Below are 16,870 nucleotides of genomic sequence, written 5' to 3' on the forward strand. Positions count from 1 at the left end.
TCGTTGAACAACTCAAAGGAAGCCGCGCATGGAAGACGTCAGTACCGAGCCCGTGAAACTATTTGAGCCCTGGCCGCTGCGAGGCATCACGCTGAAAAATCGGGTGATGGTCTCGCCGATGTCGCTCTATAGTTCGAACGAAGGTTTTGTTGACGATTTTCATCTCGTGCACCTCGGGCGCTTTGCCCTCGGTGGGGCCGGACTGGTGATGATGGAGGCCACGGCAACGACGCGTCAGGGCAGAGGCACTGATGGTTGCAATGGCTTGTGGCTTGACGCCCACGTCCCGCCGCTGCGTCGGATCGTCGATTTTCTGCATGCGCAGCAGTGCATGGCGGGCATCCAACTGGGACATGCCGGGCCGAAAGGCTCGACACAGCGTCCGTGGCATGGTGCTGGTACGTTAACGGTGGATGACGCCGCCGCCCGCCGCGAGATGCCATGGGACACGGTCTCGTCGTCTGCCGTGCCCGTGGACGAGCACTGGCCCACGCCACATATGTTGAGCGAAGCCGAGATCGAAGCCTTGGTCGATGATTATCGGTCGGCGGCCCGGCGCGCGCGGGATGCCGGCTTTGACGTGATCGAATTGCATTGTGCCCATGGCTATTTGCTGCATTCGTTCTTGTCCCCCTTGCTTAATCATCGCAGCGATGCCTATGGCGGCAGTCTTGAAAACCGTATGCGTTTGCCTTTGCGGATCTTTGAAGTCGTACGTCAGGAGTTTCCCGATGAGCGTCCGATCTTTGTCCGCCTGTCGGCGGTGGACGGCGTCAACGTCGGCTGGTCGATCGACGACTCCGTCGTATTCAGTCGGGCGCTAGCCAGTCTTGGGGTGGACGCGATTGCGTGTTCGAGCGGCGGCGTCAAACTCAAGAAAGATCAAGTGTTAGTGTCGAGAGCGCCCGGTTTTCAGGTGCCTTTTGCGGAACAAGTGCGCAAACAGGCGAAGGTCCCCAGCATTGCGGTCGGCATGATTTTGTCGGCGCGGCAAGCCGAAGACATTTTGCAGAACGGTCAAGCGGATTTGATTGCGCTGGGACGCGAGATGCTGTTCAACCCCAACTGGGCGGCGCAGGCCGCACTCGAGCTGCAAGGTACCCCGGGCTGGAAGTGGTGGCCCGAGCAGTTTCGCTGGTGGCTTGAGCGACGCGCACGTCAGTTGGCGCCACGCAGTTAACGCGTCGCGAGGAGAGGGCGGAGAACCATGTATAAAGTCATTACGTTACTCAAGCGGCGTTCGGATATGAGCGTCGAAGATTTTCAACGGCACTGGCAAGACTCGCACGCGTCGATGGCGTCTCTGATGCCCGGGCTGAGGCGCTATGTGCAGTCGCATGCGCTCGCGCAAGGCTACGCCAAGGGCGAACTGATCTATGACGGTATCAGCGAAATGTGGTTCGACTCGCAAGCCGGCTATCAGGCCGCACAGGAGTCCGAGTCCGCGCGGAGCATCACCCGCGATCTGTCCGGGTTCGTCGATGAAGCAAAGTCGGTAGTGATGCCTGTCGACGTGCACGTCATTGTCGACGGTCTGATTCCTGACGGCGGGGTCAAGAATATCGAGTTTGTGAACTGTCGCCCAGGCATGGGACTACATGCGTTTCGTCGATACTGGCAAGACAAGCACGGCCCCTTGGCGGCGGGCATCGACGTGATACGCCGCTACGAGCAGAACCATCTTTGCCTGGACGAGTACTCGGCTGCCCAAGCGCCGCGCTACGATGGCCTGGCCATCACCTGGTTCGACTCCACTGCCGATATGAAGCAGGGGGCGACCACCGACGTCTATGCCCGTACGCGCGCCGACGAGGCGAATTTTCTGCCGGATGGGCATTTGCCATTTATCGTGACGCGCGAGCACGTGATCGTGGGCTGACAGGAGATAACGGGCAGCGGTACGGATGTGCTGCCTGCCCGGCGTTGATGGCGGGTACGTGTGATGACGGATTAGCGAAGATATGTGCCTCCGTTCGCATCGATAATCGTACCGGTCACATACGATGCGGCGGGAGAGCACAGAAACGCCAGCACGCTAGCGATCTCTTCGGGTTGCCCCATGCGCTTCATGGGATAGGCGTCGGGCTGATAACCATGTCCTTCGGTCATGCCCGATATAACGGGGCCGGGCGCTACGCCGTTGACGGTGACGCCATGCGGCACGGCACGTTGGGAAAACCACCGCACCAAGGCGTGTACACCGCCCTTTGACGCCGCGTAATGAGGGCCTGCTCGCAGTCCTCCTGTCCACCCCGCAATGGATCCGCATAGCGCGATGCGTCCATACTGGCGCTCGATCATGCCGGGCATGACGGCCCGTACCAGATTGATGGGCCCGAGCATGTTGATCCGGATCACGCGAAGGAACTCGACTTCGTTCCAATCCGGCGCCATCCAGTCCTCGTCATAGGGACAAATCCCCGCGGCATCGGCCAACGCCGAAAAGGGCCCCAGCCGGTTTGTCATGGCTTGGACATCCGCGCGCTGGCTCACGTCGCAGCGATGCACCGCGTCCACGCCAGGGATCTCGTGAGCGAGCGATTCCAGCTGAGCTGTCTCTACCCAGTCGCTCAACACCATGCGGGCGCCTAATTGCCCGCACAGTCTCGCTGTGGCCGCACCAATACCGCCGGCGGCGCCCGTGATGAGAATACGCGTTTGTTCAAGATTGAACGGCGTGGCGTGAGGTTGGTCTGGGGACGACGCGGGCATGGTTAATCAACTCCGGTTAAACAGATAGATAACGATGTTTGATGTCGTCATTCTGGTTGAGCTCGGCAATCGTGCCACAGAAGACGTCCCTGCCTTTGTCGATGACGACCGCCAGATCAGCCAGACCGAGGCAGAATTGCAGATTTTGCTCTGCCAGCACAATGGTCGTGCCCAGTTTGCGTAGCGTATTGATCAGTTCGCCGATTTTTTGAACCATGATGGGCGCAAGGCCCTCGCTGGGTTCATCGAGCAGCAGGACGCTGGGGTTGCCCATCAGGGCGCGGCCCACGGTTAGCATCTGCTGTTCGCCGCCCGATAGCTGGCCGCCGAGCCGCGTTTTCAGCGGGGCGAGCAACGGCAACATGTCGTAGACGCGCTCGAGGGTCCAGTCGGATTGCCCATCGACGCCGCGTTTGACGGCGATGGTCAGGTTGTCTTCGACGGTCAGGTCGGGGAATATTTGTCGGTCTTCGGGAACGAACCCGATCCCCGCGCGGGCGATGGTGTGGGGGCTGCGGCCACGTACCTCGTTGCCCAGCAGGCGAATGCTGCCTTGCCGGGCCGTGACGATCCCGGCAATGGATTTCATGGTGGTGCTTTTACCCGCACCGTTACGCCCTAGTAGTGCCAGGGTCTCGCCTTTGCGCACGCCCAACGACATCTTGAACAGGACTTGGCTGCTGCCATAGCAGGCGTCAATGCCTTGAACCTCTAGCACGGTACTCATGCGTGCGTCTCCTGTGGCGTTCCGAGATAGGCTTCAATGACGGCGGGGTTGTTGCGAATTTGTTCCGCATTACCTTCGGCAAGCACTTTTCCATACGACAGGACATAAATGTTCTGTGAAATGCGGAACACAATCTCCATATCGTGTTCGATCAACACGACGGTCAGTCCACCCTTTTTCCACAAGGCGTAGACGGTCTCGATCATTTGCTCGCGCTCTTCGGGTCCCATGCCTGCGACGGGCTCGTCGAGCAGCAGCACTTTGGGCTTGAGGATTAGCGCCAGCGCCATATCCAATAGCTTCTGGTCGCCGTGCGACAAATTGCCGCTGATGACGCCGGCCTTTTTTTCCAGGCCGAGTTGCTCCATGACTTCGTAGGCCCGATCGCGTGTTTCGGCCAAGGGAAACCGGCCCGTCAATTGCGCGGATTTTCCGAGCGGCGACATCAGCGCGCCACGCAAGGATTCCTCGACGGTCAGGGTTTTAAAGAGTTTGGATACCTGAAAAGCCCGTCCTATACCGCGACGGACGATTTCCCGGCTGGGCAGGCCACTGATGTCCTGGCCTTCGAGCAGAATACGCCCCGAGTCGGGGGGGATGGCGCCGGAAATGAGGTTGAAGAATGTGGTTTTCCCCGCGCCGTTGGGGCCGATCACCGCGGTGAGCGAGTCCTGTGGAAAATGGGCCGAGACGTCCGACGTGGCGACGACGCCGCCGAACGATTTCTTCAGATGTTCGATTTTCAACATCAGCGGTCTCCCGAATGGGCGGCTTGTGGTCTGGCGGACGGAACGCCGCCGTACGTCTGCCAGGGCGCGCCGACCAGCCAGCCCGCGTCGACAGGCAGATCGATACCGGTAATGGCCGTTGCCTGGGGCGAGGTCAAAAAGGCGACCGCGTCGGCCACTTCTTTGGGATCGATGAGTCGGCCTAGCGCGGTGGGATTGGCCAGTTCATCGACGTTGCGATCGCCACGATCAATGGCGGCCTGCAGCGCGGGTGTCAAGGTGTAGCCGGGCGATACCGAGTTGACCCGGACGCCGGATCGGCCCCATTCGACGGCCAGGCATTGCGTGATGGAAATGACGGCGGCCTTGGCGGGCGCGTAGGCGTGCAGCGGCACGGATCGTGATCCGGTGATGGACGCGATATTCACGATGGCGCCGGACCCGTGCGCTGCCATGCGCGCGCCAAAGAGGGCGCAGCATAGATAGGTGCCGCGTTGGTCGACGGCGATCACCTTGTCCCAGAGAGACATGTCGAGGCGTTCGGGGGGTAATTTGGGCTGGATGATGCCCGCGCTGTTGACCAGTGTGCAGACCGGGCCATGTTGCTGCTCAATGCGTTCGGCAAGCGCTCGCAAGGCGGCCTCGTCAGTGACGTCGCACTCGTAAAACAAGGCGTTGGGCGCCGTCTCAGTGTTCCAGATGTTAGGTAGATCCAGCACGATGACTTGATCGCCGCGCGCGAGCAGGTTGTGTACGCACGCCAGGCCAATGCCGCTGGCGCCTCCGGTAACGATGCTGATTGGGCGATGTGTCATGGCGTGGCTCGCTTGTTTTTCAGGGTGCGCAGAAACTGAACGACGAAATCGCTGATGCCGCGTTTGAAGCCCAGCGCGAAGACAAGGACGATGATGCCGAGCGCCAATCCGTGCAGCTCGGTGAAGCGGGTCACCAGGTCGTTAAAGATCAGTAGCAGGGCGGCGCCGACCACCGGACCGATGAACACATGCAGCCCGCCCATCATGATCATGAATATGGCTTCTCCGGACATGGTCCAATAGGCGAACTCGGGATAGGCGCCCGAGACAAACAACGCCATGATCGAGCCCGCGATACCCGCAAAACTGCTGGCAATGATGAAGGCATAGAGCTTGACGCGCCAGACATCAATACCCAGGAACCGCGCGCGTTCCGCATTGTCGCGAACCATTCTCAGGGTATAGCCGAAGGGCGACTGCATCAGGCCGCGCATCAACAGCAGGCTCACGATGCCGACTACGCAGGCAAACCCGTACAGGCTAATGGGTTTGGAGAGATCGATACCTAGAAAAATGGGACGAGGGATACCGCCCATCAGTCCCTGGTCGCCGCCAGTGAGCGACATCCAGGTCAAGATGACACTATGCAGCAGCATCGCAAACGCCAGAGTCAAAAACGAGAAATAGATTTCCTTGAGTCGCACGCAAATCGCACCGATGACCAGTCCCAGCAGCGCGCAGAACAAAATCGCTCCCAGCATGGCAACGGGAATCGAGGTACCCGCTTTTTGCATGAGCAACCCGAAGGCATAGGCACCTCCGCCAAAAAACATGGCGTGTCCAAAAGACACCAGGCCGCCATATCCAATGAGAATGTTCAGTGATGTCGCAAAGATGCCGAACGCCGCCAGACGGATGACGAAATCCAGCACGACACGTGAAGGAGTCAGAAAGGGAATCGCCGCCAGGACAGCCAGGGCCAACAGCGCCCACAGGATCTCTTTGCCGTATGTCGTTTTCGTATTCATGCGCGCGGCTCCCGGCCCATCAGGCCACTCGGTTTCAGCACGAGAATCAACGCCATCGCGATGAACATGATGCCTTCGACAAATGACGGAAATCCGATCGAACCGAACGAGCGCACCAGTCCGATCAACAGCGCGCCAACCAGTGCGCCGCTGACAGAGCCCATGCCTCCGATCACCGTGACGATGAACGATTCAATCAATATCGAAAAACCCATGCCCGGAGACATCGAGCGCACGGGAGCCGCCAGCGCGCCCGCCAAACCAGCCAGCATGCCGCCGCAGGCAAAGACCCCGGCGTAAATCAGATTGGTATTGAGCCCCAGCGCGGAAGTCATGGTCGGATTGTGCGCGGCCGCCCGTACGATCTTTCCGGTGCGTGTTTTGGATAAGACATACCACAACACGATGGCGATCAAGGCCGCCGCCGCCATCAGTACCAGATAGAACACCGGTGTGATGCCACCCCCCACAAATAGGGGAGGCGCCTGGAATGCCTCTGGCATCCCCATGGATTGAAATTCGGCGCCCCAGATAACCTTGACCATATCGTCCATGATCAGAATAAAGGCATAGCAGACGAGCAATTGCATGAGCACGTCAGCGTTGTAGACGCGCCGCATGAAGAATCGCTCAAAAAGCAGCGCGAATATGCCTACCCCGACGCCCGCAATCAGGGTCGCGAGCACGAAGCTGTCGGTCATGCGGTAGCCGGTCAGGCCCAGATAGGCCCCCAGCATATATAGCGAGCCGTGGGCAAAGTTAATGATGCGCAGCACGCCGAAGATGAGGGTGAGACCGGCGGCAACCAGGAAGAGCAAGGCGCCGACAATCAGTCCAGTACTGGTCTGCGTGACCACGCAAGAGAGCGACGTCACACACTCAAAGAGTTCATTGGGGTTCAAGCTTGTCTCCTGGATAGGCTTTTGAGGCGAGGACCTGGCGTGGCCACGGATACGGCACCCGTCGTCACGCCAGGCCGCGTTAGCGCTTTACGCCCAGCCTTTGCTTTTTTTCCACTCGGTTTCGAGTTCTACGATTTGCTGCCACTCGCCAATCAATGGATCGGGCATGTAGGGTTCTTTGTTCTGGAGCACGCCCCAAGCCACCGCGTAATCGATGATGGTTTGATCTTCGGCGCGCATGGTGATCTTGCCCTTGGCCCCAAAGGGTGAGTCAATGGTCAGCCCGCGTAACGCGTCAGCCAGTTTGGCGCCGTCAGCGCTATTGGCTTTCTTCATGGCGGCGGTCATGAAGTTGATGCCTGCGGCGTTCTGCCACGCCCAGTTTGTGGGCAGTTCTTTGTTCTTGGCCTGGTAGGCCTCGGCCCATGCATTGTTGGCTTCGGTCTTGGGTACGCTGCGCAAATAACGGTTACCGGAATGCAGGCCTGGTGGCACATTTTTGACGACAGTCAGCACGGTGTAGTCGGCCATGTTTACGGCAAAGAACTGACGCTCTTTGAACAACGCATAAATATTGCCTTGTTCGATAAACGAGCTCAGATCGCCGCCCCATAGGCATGAGTACATCGCTTGCGGACGGCCTTGTATGAGGCGTGTAATGGCCTCGCTGTAGTCGGCCTGAAACAGCTTGACCCAAATGTCGCCGGTGACTTCAATGTCTTTGTTGAAGTGCTTGGCATACTGAAAGAACTCTGCCGTGGTGTCGCGCCCATAGGCGTAGTCGGGCGAACAACTCATCCAACGTGTCAGGCCTTTTTCTTTGGCGACCTGGCCGGCATAGGCGCCGCCGACGATGGCGTCGTGAATACCTTGACGGGCACAACGGAAAGCGTTGGGAATACGCAGTTTCGGGTCAGCCGTCAGCGCTGACGTTTCTGAGTTGGTATGAATGCAGAATACTCCCAGATCGCGAGCGACTTCGTGCACCGCGAAAGCGCCCGACGAGGCTTCGCCGTCGAACAGCAGTTCGCAACCCTCGCTATTGATGAGTTCGCGGGCGACGCGCGCAGCTTCTTGCGGCTGGCCCTTGGAGTCGCGGATCACCATTTCGATCTTCCGACCGCCGAGGCCACCCGCCGCATTGAATTTCGCGACTTCGAGTTCGACCGCGTTGCGTGAGGACAAGCCCAGCTGGGCGACGCGTCCCGACAGAATGGTGGGCATGCCGACCCGAATGGGCTTGTTTTGGGCGAAAGACATGGCGGGCAGGCCGATGGCGGACATCCCCGCCATGGCAGCGGCGCCTTGCATCAATTTTCGGCGTTGAGGTTGCGCGAGTGCTTCTTTGCGTTTAATGCTCATGTTTGTCTCCGATTTTCTAAGAGGCGTCGACCCCCGGACGCCGCGGGCACTCTTTTTTACGGCTGTGCTGAATCTGTCAGTTGGTCTCGTAGCACCCGTTTGAGCACTTTGCCGGACGGGTTGCGTGCAAGGGCATCAGTCAGAATGAGTTGCTTGGGTATCTTGAATCCCCCGATCTTCCCGCGGCAATGGGCCTGCAGGGTTTCCAGCGTCAGGGTCGCGCCTTCGCGCAGCACGACGACGGCCACGACACGTTCGCCCCAGCGCTCGTCAGGCAGGCCGATGACGGCGGCTTCCTCGACAATGTCGAGCTGATAGATGACGCGTTCGACCTCCGATGAGGCGATGTTTTCTCCGCCACTGATGACCATGTCTTTTTTGCGGTCCACCAGAAAGAGAAAACCGTCTTCATCCAGGTATCCCATGTCGCCGGATCGAAACCGGTCGCCAAAGAAACTGGCTTCGGTGCGTTCCGCATCACGCCAATACCCGCCGGTCACCTTGGGCCCGCGCAGGCAGATCTCGCCGACCTGACCGGCGGGCAGGCGCTTGCCGTCGTGGTCGCGGATATCAATTTCGACGTGGGCGAGCGCGCGTCCCGCAGAGCCGATCTTGGCGATCTCCTGGCCAACCTGCATCATGGTGTCGCCCGAGCAGGTTTCAGTCAGCCCATAGGCGTCGATATAGCGCCCTTGTGTAAACAGGCTCTTGAAACTCTGTATGCGTTCGACGGGGGTACGTTCTCCGCCGCCGATGACCCATTTCAGACTGCTGACGTCATAGTCGTCGCGGTTTTTCAGCGCTAAAAGGCGGTTGAGCATGATGGGCGCCAGCCAGGCGCCCGTCAGTTTCTCCGACTGAATGGCGGCCAGCACCGGTTCGGCATCGAAGTCACGCAAAATGGTCAGCGATCCGCCGACCAACAACAAGGCCATTCCAGGCAAATCAAATGCGCCCACGTGATAGAGCGGGCCGACGACCAGCAGCCTATCGTCACGAGTCAGGCCGAGCTCACAAATGTGGTCGAGCGTCTTCCAGTAAAAATTCTCGTAGGTATGGATGACGCCCTTGGGTCTGGCCGTGGTGCCGGAGGTATACATCAGACGGAACATGTCGCCCGGCCCACTAGGGTGCGATAGCTCCACCGGCGTGGCCTGCGGATCCAATTGACGTACGTCGTACTGAGCGGATTCCGTGATCTCGAGCGCGTCGGTATTGCCGACATTGGCCGCCAGCTCTGTATCGACGCAGACGAGCTTGGCCTGCCCGTGCCGCAGGATGTAATCGACCTCTTCAGCGCCCAGCCGATAGTTGATGGGCAACACAATGGCGCCCAGGTGGCTGATCGCCAGCGTGAGATCGATGAATGCGGCGCTGTTTTTCATCAAGAGCGCGACGACATCGCCGGGGCCGATGCCGCGTGCCCGCAGCATCCCGGCAACGGTACGGGTCCGTTGTGCCAGTTCCGCGTAGCCGATGCGCTGCTGGCCATAGACGATGGCCAATCGGTCGGGGTCGGATTGGGCCCAGTGCAGAACAGAGGAACTTAGACTAATCATTTGATTGCCATCCCGTGCTAATCAAGATCAGTACGACTTGGGCATGCCCAAGTCGTGCATGGCGATGTAGTTCAGAATCATCTCTTCCGAGATGGGGGCAAAACGGAACAAGCGGCAGTCACGCCAGAGCCGCTCGACGTAGTATTCCTTGGAGTACCCCATACCGCCCATGGTTTGCATCGCGCGTTCCGTGGCACGTGCGGTGACCTGCGCGGCCAGTAGTTTGGCTGCGTTGGCTTCGCTGCCATAAGGCAGACCCCGGTCAAAGTTGGCGGCGGCCTTGTAATTGAGCAATCGCACGGCTTCGTTTTCAGCGTAGCACTGCGCCAGCGGGAACTGTAGCCCCTGATAGCTGCTGATCGATCGGTCCCCAAAGACCTTGCGGTCATTCGCGTAGTCCACAGCGAGCTTCAGGGCCAATTCACTGGTGCCGATCAGGCCGGCCGTGGTGATGATGCGCTCGGTATTGAGTACGTCCAGCAATTCGCGCCAACCGCCGTGCAGTGTGCCGACGAGTTCGTGTGGGTAGATCTCGACGTCATCGAAAAAGATGGAGCTGGCCGCCAACGTGTTGGTGCCGACCTTGTCGATGGCGCTGTGGGTCAGGCCCGCCCGGTCGACGTCGATCATGAACATGGATAATCCATCGCTGCGCGATTTGGAATCCTCTATTTTCTTGGTCCGCGCCACGACCAGCATTTTCTGCGCGCTGTCGACCGCGGTAATCCAGATCTTGCGGCCGTTCAGTCTCCAGCCGTCGCCCTCTTGCTCGGCAAAGCTGCGAATTTCAAGCGTGTTGGTGCCGGCATCGGGTTCGGTCAGTGCCATGCAGAAATTCATTTCGCCAGCGATCAGCTTGGGCAGCAGCTCTTGCTTCATTTCGGGCGTGCCAAATTTGCTGATAGAGACGCCGCCGAAGATCGGATTGATCATGAACAATTGACCGACCGTGCTTCCTGCCCCAGCCGCCGCCAGGTTTTCGATAATGAGCGCCATTTCGACCACGCCCAGATCCGAGCCGCCGTATTCCGAGGGCAGGGCGACACCACACAAGCCGGCTTCACAGATGGCTTTCCAGCATTCGGTGGGGAATGCCTTCTGCGCGTCGATTTTGCGCCAGTATTCCGTCCCGAAGCGCTCGCCGAGTTGGCGTGCCGAGGTGGCGATCATCCGTTGTTCTTCTGTCAGCTCAAAGTCCATAGTGTGTGTTGTCTCGTGATATTTGTTGTCGATGTCAGATGTGAATGGCTCGGCCGTAGGCCTGCAGGACCGATTCACCGATGGCTTCCGACAAGGTCGGGTGCGCAAAAATATGGTTCATCAGATCTTCTTCGGTCGCCTCCAGACGCTGCGCCAGCGAAATGCCATGGAGCAGCTCTGTCACGTCGGGGCCTACCAAGTGCGCACCCAGGAGTTCGCCGCTTTGGGTATCGAAAATCGTCTTGACGAAACCTTCGGGCCGATTGATGGCGAGGGCTTTGCCGTTGCCATGAAAGGGAAAGCGGCCAACCGAAATCGGGCGGCCGCGTTCGCGTGCCCGGGCCTCGGTGAGGCCGACGCTGGCGACTTGCGGATGGCAGTAAGTGCAACTGGGAATGTGATCGGCCTGCTGCGGGACCGTCAGTCCCGCTAAGTGCTCAACGCAGCGAATCGCCTCATGGCTGGCTTTGTGCGCCAGCATGGGCGCCCCGCAGATGTCGCCCGCGGCGTAGACGCCAGGCTCGTCCGTTTGCCCGTAGTCGTGAACCTGAATGCAGCCATGGCGCGTGATGACGCGGGTGGTCTCCAGCCCCAGGTCTTCAGAGTTGCCAACGACACCGGCGCAGACGAGTACTCGATCGAAGGCCCTGATGGCTTCTTTTTTGTTTTCGGTGCGCAGGGTGATGTGCGCAGCCTGAGCATCAAGTGTTTGCAGGTGGGCCGAGGTATGGGTGTGTATCTCGATGCCGCGCGCTTCAAAGGCGCGGGCGACCCATTGCGAGGTTTCTTCGTCCTCGACAGGCAGGACGCGTGCTTGTGTCTCGACCACGGTAACTTGGCTGCCGAGTTCGGCGTAGAAACTGGCGAACTCCATGCCAATCGCGCCTGCACCCACGACGAGCAAAGAGTCGGGTTGGGCAGGGGGTGTCAGGGCGTGGCGATAGTTCCAGAGTCGGTCTCCATCGACGGGCAGGCTGTCGAGGGCGCGAGGCCGTGCGCCTGTCGCGATCAGGATAGCGTCGGCTTGCAGGGTTTGGGCATTCTTGCCCTCGACTTCAAGCGTGCCGGCGCCCTGTAAACGGGCCTGTCCCTTGATGACCTCGACGCCGTGCTTCTTTAGCAGGTGCTGCACTCCTTGTCTCAAGCGTGTGGCCACCTCGCGCGAGCGTTGCACGACGCGAGGCAGATCGGCGCGTATCCCCTCTGGCACGATGATGCCCAGGTCGTTGGCTGTGCGCAGTTGTGCCAGAACGTCGCCCGCGTGTAGCAGCGTTTTGGTCGGAATGCAGCCCCAATTCAGGCAAATGCCGCCCAGGTCTTCACGTTCGACCAGACGGGTTTTGATTCCCAATTGGCTGGCGCGTATGGCCGCGACGTAGCCGGCCGGGCCGCCTCCAATGACGATCAGGCTGTTGGCGGAGCTCATGCCGCGGCCTTGGCGCGCAGACTGGCGAACTGATCCAGCACGCTTTGCAATCCTGCGGCCTGCGGGTCGTCGACAAAGCGCTCCATGGCCTGGCACGAGGCCGTGTCCACACCGACTTCGGCGCACACACGCAGAATCAACTCGCGTAGCTGGGCGCGGTCATAGTTGTAATCGTCCACAGTCAGTTTCAGGGATTCGATCAGCGGCGGCGTGTTGTCATCAAAATGGGCTTCGATGACGCAACTGAGACTGGGTACCTCGGCATCGCTGATGAGTTCCGTGCGCTGGATTAACGTGGCAACCTCGGGGTTGTCGTACACCATCATGTCGCGTAGCGTCGGGGCGCCATGTAACAGCGTCTGGGCGATGCAAAAGGGAATGCTCATCAGTGTGCCGGACACCGAGTGAAATGGACCGCGGCTGTCCATGCCCGCATAGCCGGTTTCGTAGGGATTCATGCGGACGCGGATTTGCGCGGGCAGTTTGCCGCCCAGGCGTTCTCGCAGTCTCAATGCCGTATTGACGGGCGTCTGATTGAATGCGCAAACGGGGTAGGGTTTGAAGACGACGCGGTGGATGTACCAGGTCTTGCCGACCTGTTTCAGCAGGGCATCGACATCGCAATCGGTGCGCGCATAGGCACGCACAAAACCGCTCTTGCCCTCAATGGCGTGGGGCGCCGAGACGGAGCCGGCTTTGGCGAGTTCGGCGGCGATCCAGCCGTTGCGACCTGTAATGCCTAGTTGATAACGCCATTCGTCGGTGCCATCGGCGAACGATTGCAAGATGCCGCCGGCGAACGAGGCTGCATTGGCGAGGGCGGCGGCCGTTTGCGTCTCGTCCAGATTCAGTGCGTAGGCGGCGGCGGCCGCGGCGGCGAGGGAACCATACAACGGCGATGCACGCAGCCCGACCGGGGTGGTGTGCGATGCATAGGTGCTTTCGAACAGACCGCCAATCTCATAGCCGGCGATGAGCGACACCAGCAGTCGATCCAGCGGCATGTGGCCCGCCTCGGCAGCGGCGGTCAGCAGGGGAATCAGAATCGCGCCGAGGTGCGCGGCCCCACTGGCGTCTTCTTGGGCGCGCCCATGAAATAGTGCGGAGTTGGCCAGCGCCGCGCCCAGAAACGACGTTTTGCGGCCATCGACCAGCAGCGTCGCGCCGTGGGCTTGCTCGCCATCGATGGCCAGGGCGGCGCGCGCGGCAATCGGCCCATAGGGCGTGTCAAAGCTGGCCAGCCCGATGCCATAGCCGTTCAGCAGAGAAACGCGGGCCTTCTCCATGACCTCAGCGGGAATGCGGTCCGTTTGTTTGAGTCCGACGATAAAGGCGGCGAGTGTCTGGGTAACGGTCATGATGTTCCTCTCTGGCGTATCAATTCACAAGCAGTTGGCTAGGCTGCGCGAGTAACTGCGCGACGGTGTTCAGAAACTTCAAGGCGCTGACGCCATCCATGATGCGGTGGTCGGCCGACAGCACGAGCCCCATCTCCTGGCACAGGACGGGTTGCCCATCATCGTCCGGACGAAAAACTCCCTTGATGCTGCCCACGCCGAGGATCATGGCCTGACCCGGATTGATGATGGAGCTCATGTAGGTCACGTTGTGCATGCCGGCGTTTGAAACGGTGATAGCGGGCGTGCCCATGTCTTGGCTGCTCAAGGTGGCGTTGCGAGCGGATGCGGCAACCGCATCCAGTCGCCGTGCCAGTTCGCCGATAGATACGTTGCCTACATCGCGCACGGCGGGGGCCATCAAGCCTTGATCAGTGTTGACCGCGACGCCGACGTCGATCTGGTTGAACGCCACAATGCCCTCGTCGCTCCAGACGCGATTGGCGTCGGGGGTGAGTTGCAGTGCACGGACGACGGCCATCACGATGAAGTGATTCAGCGTCAGGCGCACGGATTGCTGAGCCTGGTTGATCTCTTTGCGCAGGGCAACGAGACGCGACACCTCGGCGTCCAGTGCCAAATAGAAATGCGGCGTGTCTTGTTTGCCTTTGGTCAGTCGACGTGCGATCGTCGACTGCAATGTGGTCGGCGCGATGACGGTATAGCCGCTGTTCACGGTAGCGGTATTGTTGGTGGCCGGTGGGGAGGATGCTTGCGGCGCGGGAACATGATCGTGCACGTCTCGCGCAACGATGCGGCCTTTGGGTCCGCTGCCCTGGATGGGCGCGAGCGATAGCCCGCGCTCTTTTGCCAGTCGGCGCGCCAAGGGTGTCGCGATAATACGTTCGGTCGAGCCATGGTCGTGAGACGCGACCGAGCCTCCGTGCCCAGACGCGGCGACGCTGTCGTGGCGGGATGCCGTGGTGGGTAATGAGTGCGACGGTCTGGATGACTCGGTATCCGACGCTGTTGTCGCGGCGGTGGGTGTCGCCGGCGCGTTGCCGGCTTGCTGATCCGAACTCGTCGAAATCGCTGTGGCGACTGGCGCGTTGCCATCTTCCCAGTAACCGATAACCGTGCCGACGGGGACCATTGTGCCGGTCGGCACGACGATTTCCACCAGCGTGCCGTCCTGTTCGGCCGGAATTTCGTTGGCCACCTTGTCGGTTTCGACGACAAAGACGCCGCTGCCGGGCTTCATCGTCTGGCCAGGTTGCACCATCCAGTCAGCCACCATGCCTTCTGTCATGGTCAGGCCGAGTTTGGGCATTAGCAGTTCATGCCGCACGATTATTGCCCCTTGAAATCGGCAGGCCGTTTTTCGAGAAAGGCCTGGCAGCCTTCGTGTGCGTCGCGCGTATCGAGGACGAGACCGATCATGGCCTGCTCGTGGGCCAGCGCGGCCCCCAGTGGCATTTCCTGGCCTTGGCGCAGGTTGCGCTTGAGCAGCTTGAGGACCAGCGGTGATTTCCCCGCGATCTGATTGGCCAGCGCCATGGCCTCGCTCAGCAAGGACTCGGGGGCCACGGTGCGATTGCACAGACCCAGGTCGACTGCCTCTTGTGCGGTGATCTGATTGCCCGTGAACATCAGTTCTTTGGCGCGGCAGAGCGGAACCTGGCGGATCAGGCGCTGCGAGCCACCCGCGCCCGGAAACAGGCCCAGATTGATTTCAGGAAGACCGAGGCGTGCCTTTTCCGAGACCAGGCGAATGTCTAACGTCAAAATGAGTTCGGTGCCGCCACCCAGGGCCCACCCATTGACGGCCGCGATGGTGGGCTTGTCGCTGTCTTCGAAACGACGAAAAACGCGATGAATGACGTCGGCAAATTCCTGGTAATGGGCAAGCCCTTGGCGACTGTCCAGATCGGCAATATCACCGCCAGCCACAAAGGCCTTTTCCCCGCTGCCGGTGACGACGATGACGCGAATCGTCTCGTCTTTCTCAAGCTGATCCAGGCCTGCTTCTAACGAAAGCAGCGTAGGAATATCAAGCGCGTTCAGGGTTTTTGGGCGATCGATCGTCAATAGCCCGACGGGCCCCTGGCGTTCGACGCGGACTGCGGTGTCGTAGTTCATGGCGTGTCCTTGGATTCAGGAAATCGATTTGCGTACGGCGTCGCATACGCGTTCGGCACTGACGGCATACTGGGCTTCGAGTGCGCGTGCGAACGGCACCGGCATGAAGGGCGCCGCCACGCGTACGATCGGCGCGTCCAGTTCGTCAAAGGCGGTGTCCGCCGCCCAGGCGGCGATTTCGGCGCCGACGCCGAAGGCTTGTACGGCTTCATGCGCAATGACGAGGCGATGCGTGCGTTGCAACGAGGCCAGCACGGTCTGCTGATCCCAGGGTTGCACGCTGCGCAAGTCGATGACTTCGGTTTCGATACCGGTGGTCGCGAGTTGCTCGGCGGCCTGCAGGCAGGTGTGCACCGTTGCGCCATAGGTGACGAGCGTGACATCGCGCCCGGCGCGCGCGATGCGGGCCTGACCGATCGGGATTTGCGCCGAGGTGTCTACATCGCCTTTGCGGCCATACATGGCCTTGTGCTCGATGAAGATCACCGGATCCGGATCCGCAATGGCCGTGCGCAGCAAACCATAGGCATCGCCGGGGTTGCTGGGGCAAACGACTTTCAGGCCGGGGACGTGAGCCAGCCACGCTTCCAGGCACTGCGAATGCTGCGGGCCGGCGTTCAGGCCACCGCCATGCGGTGTGCGCAGCACCATGGGGACACTGGAGCGGCCACCGAACATGAAGCGCGCCTTGGCGGCCTGGTTGACCAGGGCATCCATGGATAGTGTGATGAAATCCATGAACATGATTTCGATCACAGGTTTGACGCCCGTCATTGCGGCGCCGACCGCCAGCGAGGCTAAGCTCGCTTCGGAAATCGGCGTATCGCGCACGCGCAGGGGGCCGAATGTGTCCAAGAGGCCGCGGGTGGCCTTGAAAGAACCCCCGGCTTCGGCGATGTCTTCTCCTAGCAAGATCACCTTCGGGTCGGCGCTCATCGCATCAGACAGGGCCGTGTTGATGGCCTGGGCGTACTTCATCTCAGTCATTGCGGGTC

16 protein-coding genes are annotated in these 16,870 nt (G+C 60.3%); 2 read left to right on the top strand and 14 right to left on the bottom strand.

Features of this window, described 5'->3' with window-relative positions; genetic code table 11:
• Window positions 1–28 precede the first annotated feature (28 nt).
• Together ACYVDM_RS09300 and ACYVDM_RS09305 are read left to right on the top strand one after the other, a co-directional pair.
• Entirely contained in the window at window positions 29–1,180 is a 1,152-nt protein-coding gene (locus ACYVDM_RS09300) for an NADH:flavin oxidoreductase/NADH oxidase (protein WP_415786541.1), read from the top strand.
• A gap of 27 nt (window positions 1,181–1,207) precedes the next feature.
• Entirely contained in the window at window positions 1,208–1,879 is a 672-nt protein-coding gene (locus tag ACYVDM_RS09305; RefSeq protein WP_415786539.1) for an EthD domain-containing protein, read from the top strand.
• A gap of 71 nt (window positions 1,880–1,950) precedes the next feature.
• On the opposite strand, the gene ACYVDM_RS09310 is transcribed toward ACYVDM_RS09305, so the two are convergent.
• The 14 genes from ACYVDM_RS09310 to ACYVDM_RS09375 all read right to left on the bottom strand — a co-directional run bounded on the left by ACYVDM_RS09310 (window position 1,951) and on the right by ACYVDM_RS09375 (window position 16,862).
• Window positions 1,951–2,712, bottom strand: coding sequence for an SDR family NAD(P)-dependent oxidoreductase (locus tag ACYVDM_RS09310; RefSeq protein WP_415786537.1), 762 nt, complete (start codon window positions 2,710–2,712; stop codon window positions 1,951–1,953).
• 16 nt (window positions 2,713–2,728) lie between these two features.
• Complete coding sequence (locus ACYVDM_RS09315; protein ID WP_415786535.1) at window positions 2,729–3,439, bottom strand: ABC transporter ATP-binding protein; 711 nt, start codon at window positions 3,437–3,439, stop codon at window positions 2,729–2,731.
• Window positions 3,436–4,188, bottom strand: a complete 753-nt coding sequence (locus ACYVDM_RS09320; RefSeq protein WP_415786533.1) for an ABC transporter ATP-binding protein — start codon at window positions 4,186–4,188, stop codon at window positions 3,436–3,438. The genes ACYVDM_RS09315 and ACYVDM_RS09320 overlap by 4 nt, the downstream gene beginning before the upstream one ends.
• On the bottom strand, window positions 4,188–4,982 hold the full coding sequence (locus ACYVDM_RS09325; RefSeq protein ID WP_415786531.1) for an SDR family NAD(P)-dependent oxidoreductase: 795 nt from the start codon (window positions 4,980–4,982) through the stop codon (window positions 4,188–4,190). The genes ACYVDM_RS09320 and ACYVDM_RS09325 overlap by 1 nt, the downstream gene beginning before the upstream one ends.
• Window positions 4,979–5,950, bottom strand: a complete 972-nt coding sequence (locus ACYVDM_RS09330; RefSeq protein WP_415786529.1) for a branched-chain amino acid ABC transporter permease — start codon at window positions 5,948–5,950, stop codon at window positions 4,979–4,981. The genes ACYVDM_RS09325 and ACYVDM_RS09330 overlap by 4 nt, the downstream gene beginning before the upstream one ends.
• Window positions 5,947–6,852 (bottom strand): branched-chain amino acid ABC transporter permease, encoded by a 906-nt coding sequence (locus ACYVDM_RS09335; protein ID WP_415786527.1) that lies wholly within the window; start codon window positions 6,850–6,852, stop codon window positions 5,947–5,949. Before ACYVDM_RS09335 ends, ACYVDM_RS09330 begins: the two co-directional genes overlap by 4 nt.
• A gap of 87 nt (window positions 6,853–6,939) precedes the next feature.
• On the bottom strand, window positions 6,940–8,214 hold the full coding sequence (locus ACYVDM_RS09340) for an ABC transporter substrate-binding protein (protein WP_415786525.1): 1,275 nt from the start codon (window positions 8,212–8,214) through the stop codon (window positions 6,940–6,942).
• 56 nt (window positions 8,215–8,270) lie between these two features.
• Entirely contained in the window at window positions 8,271–9,773 is a 1,503-nt protein-coding gene (locus ACYVDM_RS09345) for an AMP-binding protein (RefSeq protein ID WP_415786523.1), read from the bottom strand.
• Window positions 9,774–9,800: 27 nt separating this feature from the next.
• Window positions 9,801–10,973: an acyl-CoA dehydrogenase family protein gene (locus ACYVDM_RS09350; RefSeq protein WP_415786521.1), complete on the bottom strand. Its 1,173-nt coding sequence runs from the start codon at window positions 10,971–10,973 to the stop codon at window positions 9,801–9,803.
• Window positions 10,974–11,007: 34 nt separating this feature from the next.
• Complete coding sequence (gene lpdA / locus ACYVDM_RS09355; protein WP_415786519.1) at window positions 11,008–12,399, bottom strand: dihydrolipoyl dehydrogenase; 1,392 nt, start codon at window positions 12,397–12,399, stop codon at window positions 11,008–11,010.
• Window positions 12,396–13,757, bottom strand: a complete 1,362-nt coding sequence (locus ACYVDM_RS09360) for an MmgE/PrpD family protein (protein ID WP_415786517.1) — start codon at window positions 13,755–13,757, stop codon at window positions 12,396–12,398. Before ACYVDM_RS09360 ends, lpdA begins: the two co-directional genes overlap by 4 nt.
• A gap of 19 nt (window positions 13,758–13,776) precedes the next feature.
• Entirely contained in the window at window positions 13,777–15,066 is a 1,290-nt protein-coding gene (locus ACYVDM_RS09365; protein ID WP_415786515.1) for a dihydrolipoamide acetyltransferase family protein, read from the bottom strand.
• A 20-nt stretch (window positions 15,067–15,086) separates the two neighbouring features.
• A complete protein-coding gene (locus ACYVDM_RS09370; protein WP_415786512.1) occupies window positions 15,087–15,875 on the bottom strand; it encodes an enoyl-CoA hydratase/isomerase family protein in 789 nt (262 codons plus the stop codon).
• Between the two features lie 15 nt (window positions 15,876–15,890).
• A complete protein-coding gene (locus ACYVDM_RS09375) occupies window positions 15,891–16,862 on the bottom strand; it encodes an alpha-ketoacid dehydrogenase subunit beta (protein ID WP_415786510.1) in 972 nt (323 codons plus the stop codon).
• Window positions 16,863–16,870 lie beyond the last annotated feature (8 nt).

The sequence above is a fragment of the Bordetella tumulicola genome (assembly GCF_054779135.1).

Excerpts from the sequence above, each read along its gene's own strand:
- ACYVDM_RS09300 (WP_415786541.1), top strand. The coding sequence starts at position 29 with ATGGAAGACGTCAGTACCGAGCCCGTGAAACTATTTGAGCCCTGGCCG.
- ACYVDM_RS09305 (WP_415786539.1), top strand. The coding sequence starts at position 1,208 with ATGTATAAAGTCATTACGTTACTCAAGCGGCGTTCGGATATGAGCGTC.
- ACYVDM_RS09310 (WP_415786537.1), bottom strand. The coding sequence starts at position 2,712 with ATGCCCGCGTCGTCCCCAGACCAACCTCACGCCACGCCGTTCAATCTT.
- ACYVDM_RS09315 (WP_415786535.1), bottom strand. The coding sequence starts at position 3,439 with ATGAGTACCGTGCTAGAGGTTCAAGGCATTGACGCCTGCTATGGCAGC.
- ACYVDM_RS09320 (WP_415786533.1), bottom strand. The coding sequence starts at position 4,188 with ATGTTGAAAATCGAACATCTGAAGAAATCGTTCGGCGGCGTCGTCGCC.
- ACYVDM_RS09325 (WP_415786531.1), bottom strand. The coding sequence starts at position 4,982 with ATGACACATCGCCCAATCAGCATCGTTACCGGAGGCGCCAGCGGCATT.
- ACYVDM_RS09330 (WP_415786529.1), bottom strand. The coding sequence starts at position 5,950 with ATGAATACGAAAACGACATACGGCAAAGAGATCCTGTGGGCGCTGTTG.
- ACYVDM_RS09340 (WP_415786525.1), bottom strand. The coding sequence starts at position 8,214 with ATGAGCATTAAACGCAAAGAAGCACTCGCGCAACCTCAACGCCGAAAA.
- ACYVDM_RS09345 (WP_415786523.1), bottom strand. The coding sequence starts at position 9,773 with ATGATTAGTCTAAGTTCCTCTGTTCTGCACTGGGCCCAATCCGACCCC.
- ACYVDM_RS09350 (WP_415786521.1), bottom strand. The coding sequence starts at position 10,973 with ATGGACTTTGAGCTGACAGAAGAACAACGGATGATCGCCACCTCGGCA.
- lpdA (WP_415786519.1), bottom strand. The coding sequence starts at position 12,399 with ATGAGCTCCGCCAACAGCCTGATCGTCATTGGAGGCGGCCCGGCCGGC.
- ACYVDM_RS09360 (WP_415786517.1), bottom strand. The coding sequence starts at position 13,757 with ATGACCGTTACCCAGACACTCGCCGCCTTTATCGTCGGACTCAAACAA.
- ACYVDM_RS09365 (WP_415786515.1), bottom strand. The coding sequence starts at position 15,066 with ATGCCCAAACTCGGCCTGACCATGACAGAAGGCATGGTGGCTGACTGG.
- ACYVDM_RS09370 (WP_415786512.1), bottom strand. The coding sequence starts at position 15,875 with ATGAACTACGACACCGCAGTCCGCGTCGAACGCCAGGGGCCCGTCGGG.
- ACYVDM_RS09375 (WP_415786510.1), bottom strand. The coding sequence starts at position 16,862 with ATGACTGAGATGAAGTACGCCCAGGCCATCAACACGGCCCTGTCTGAT.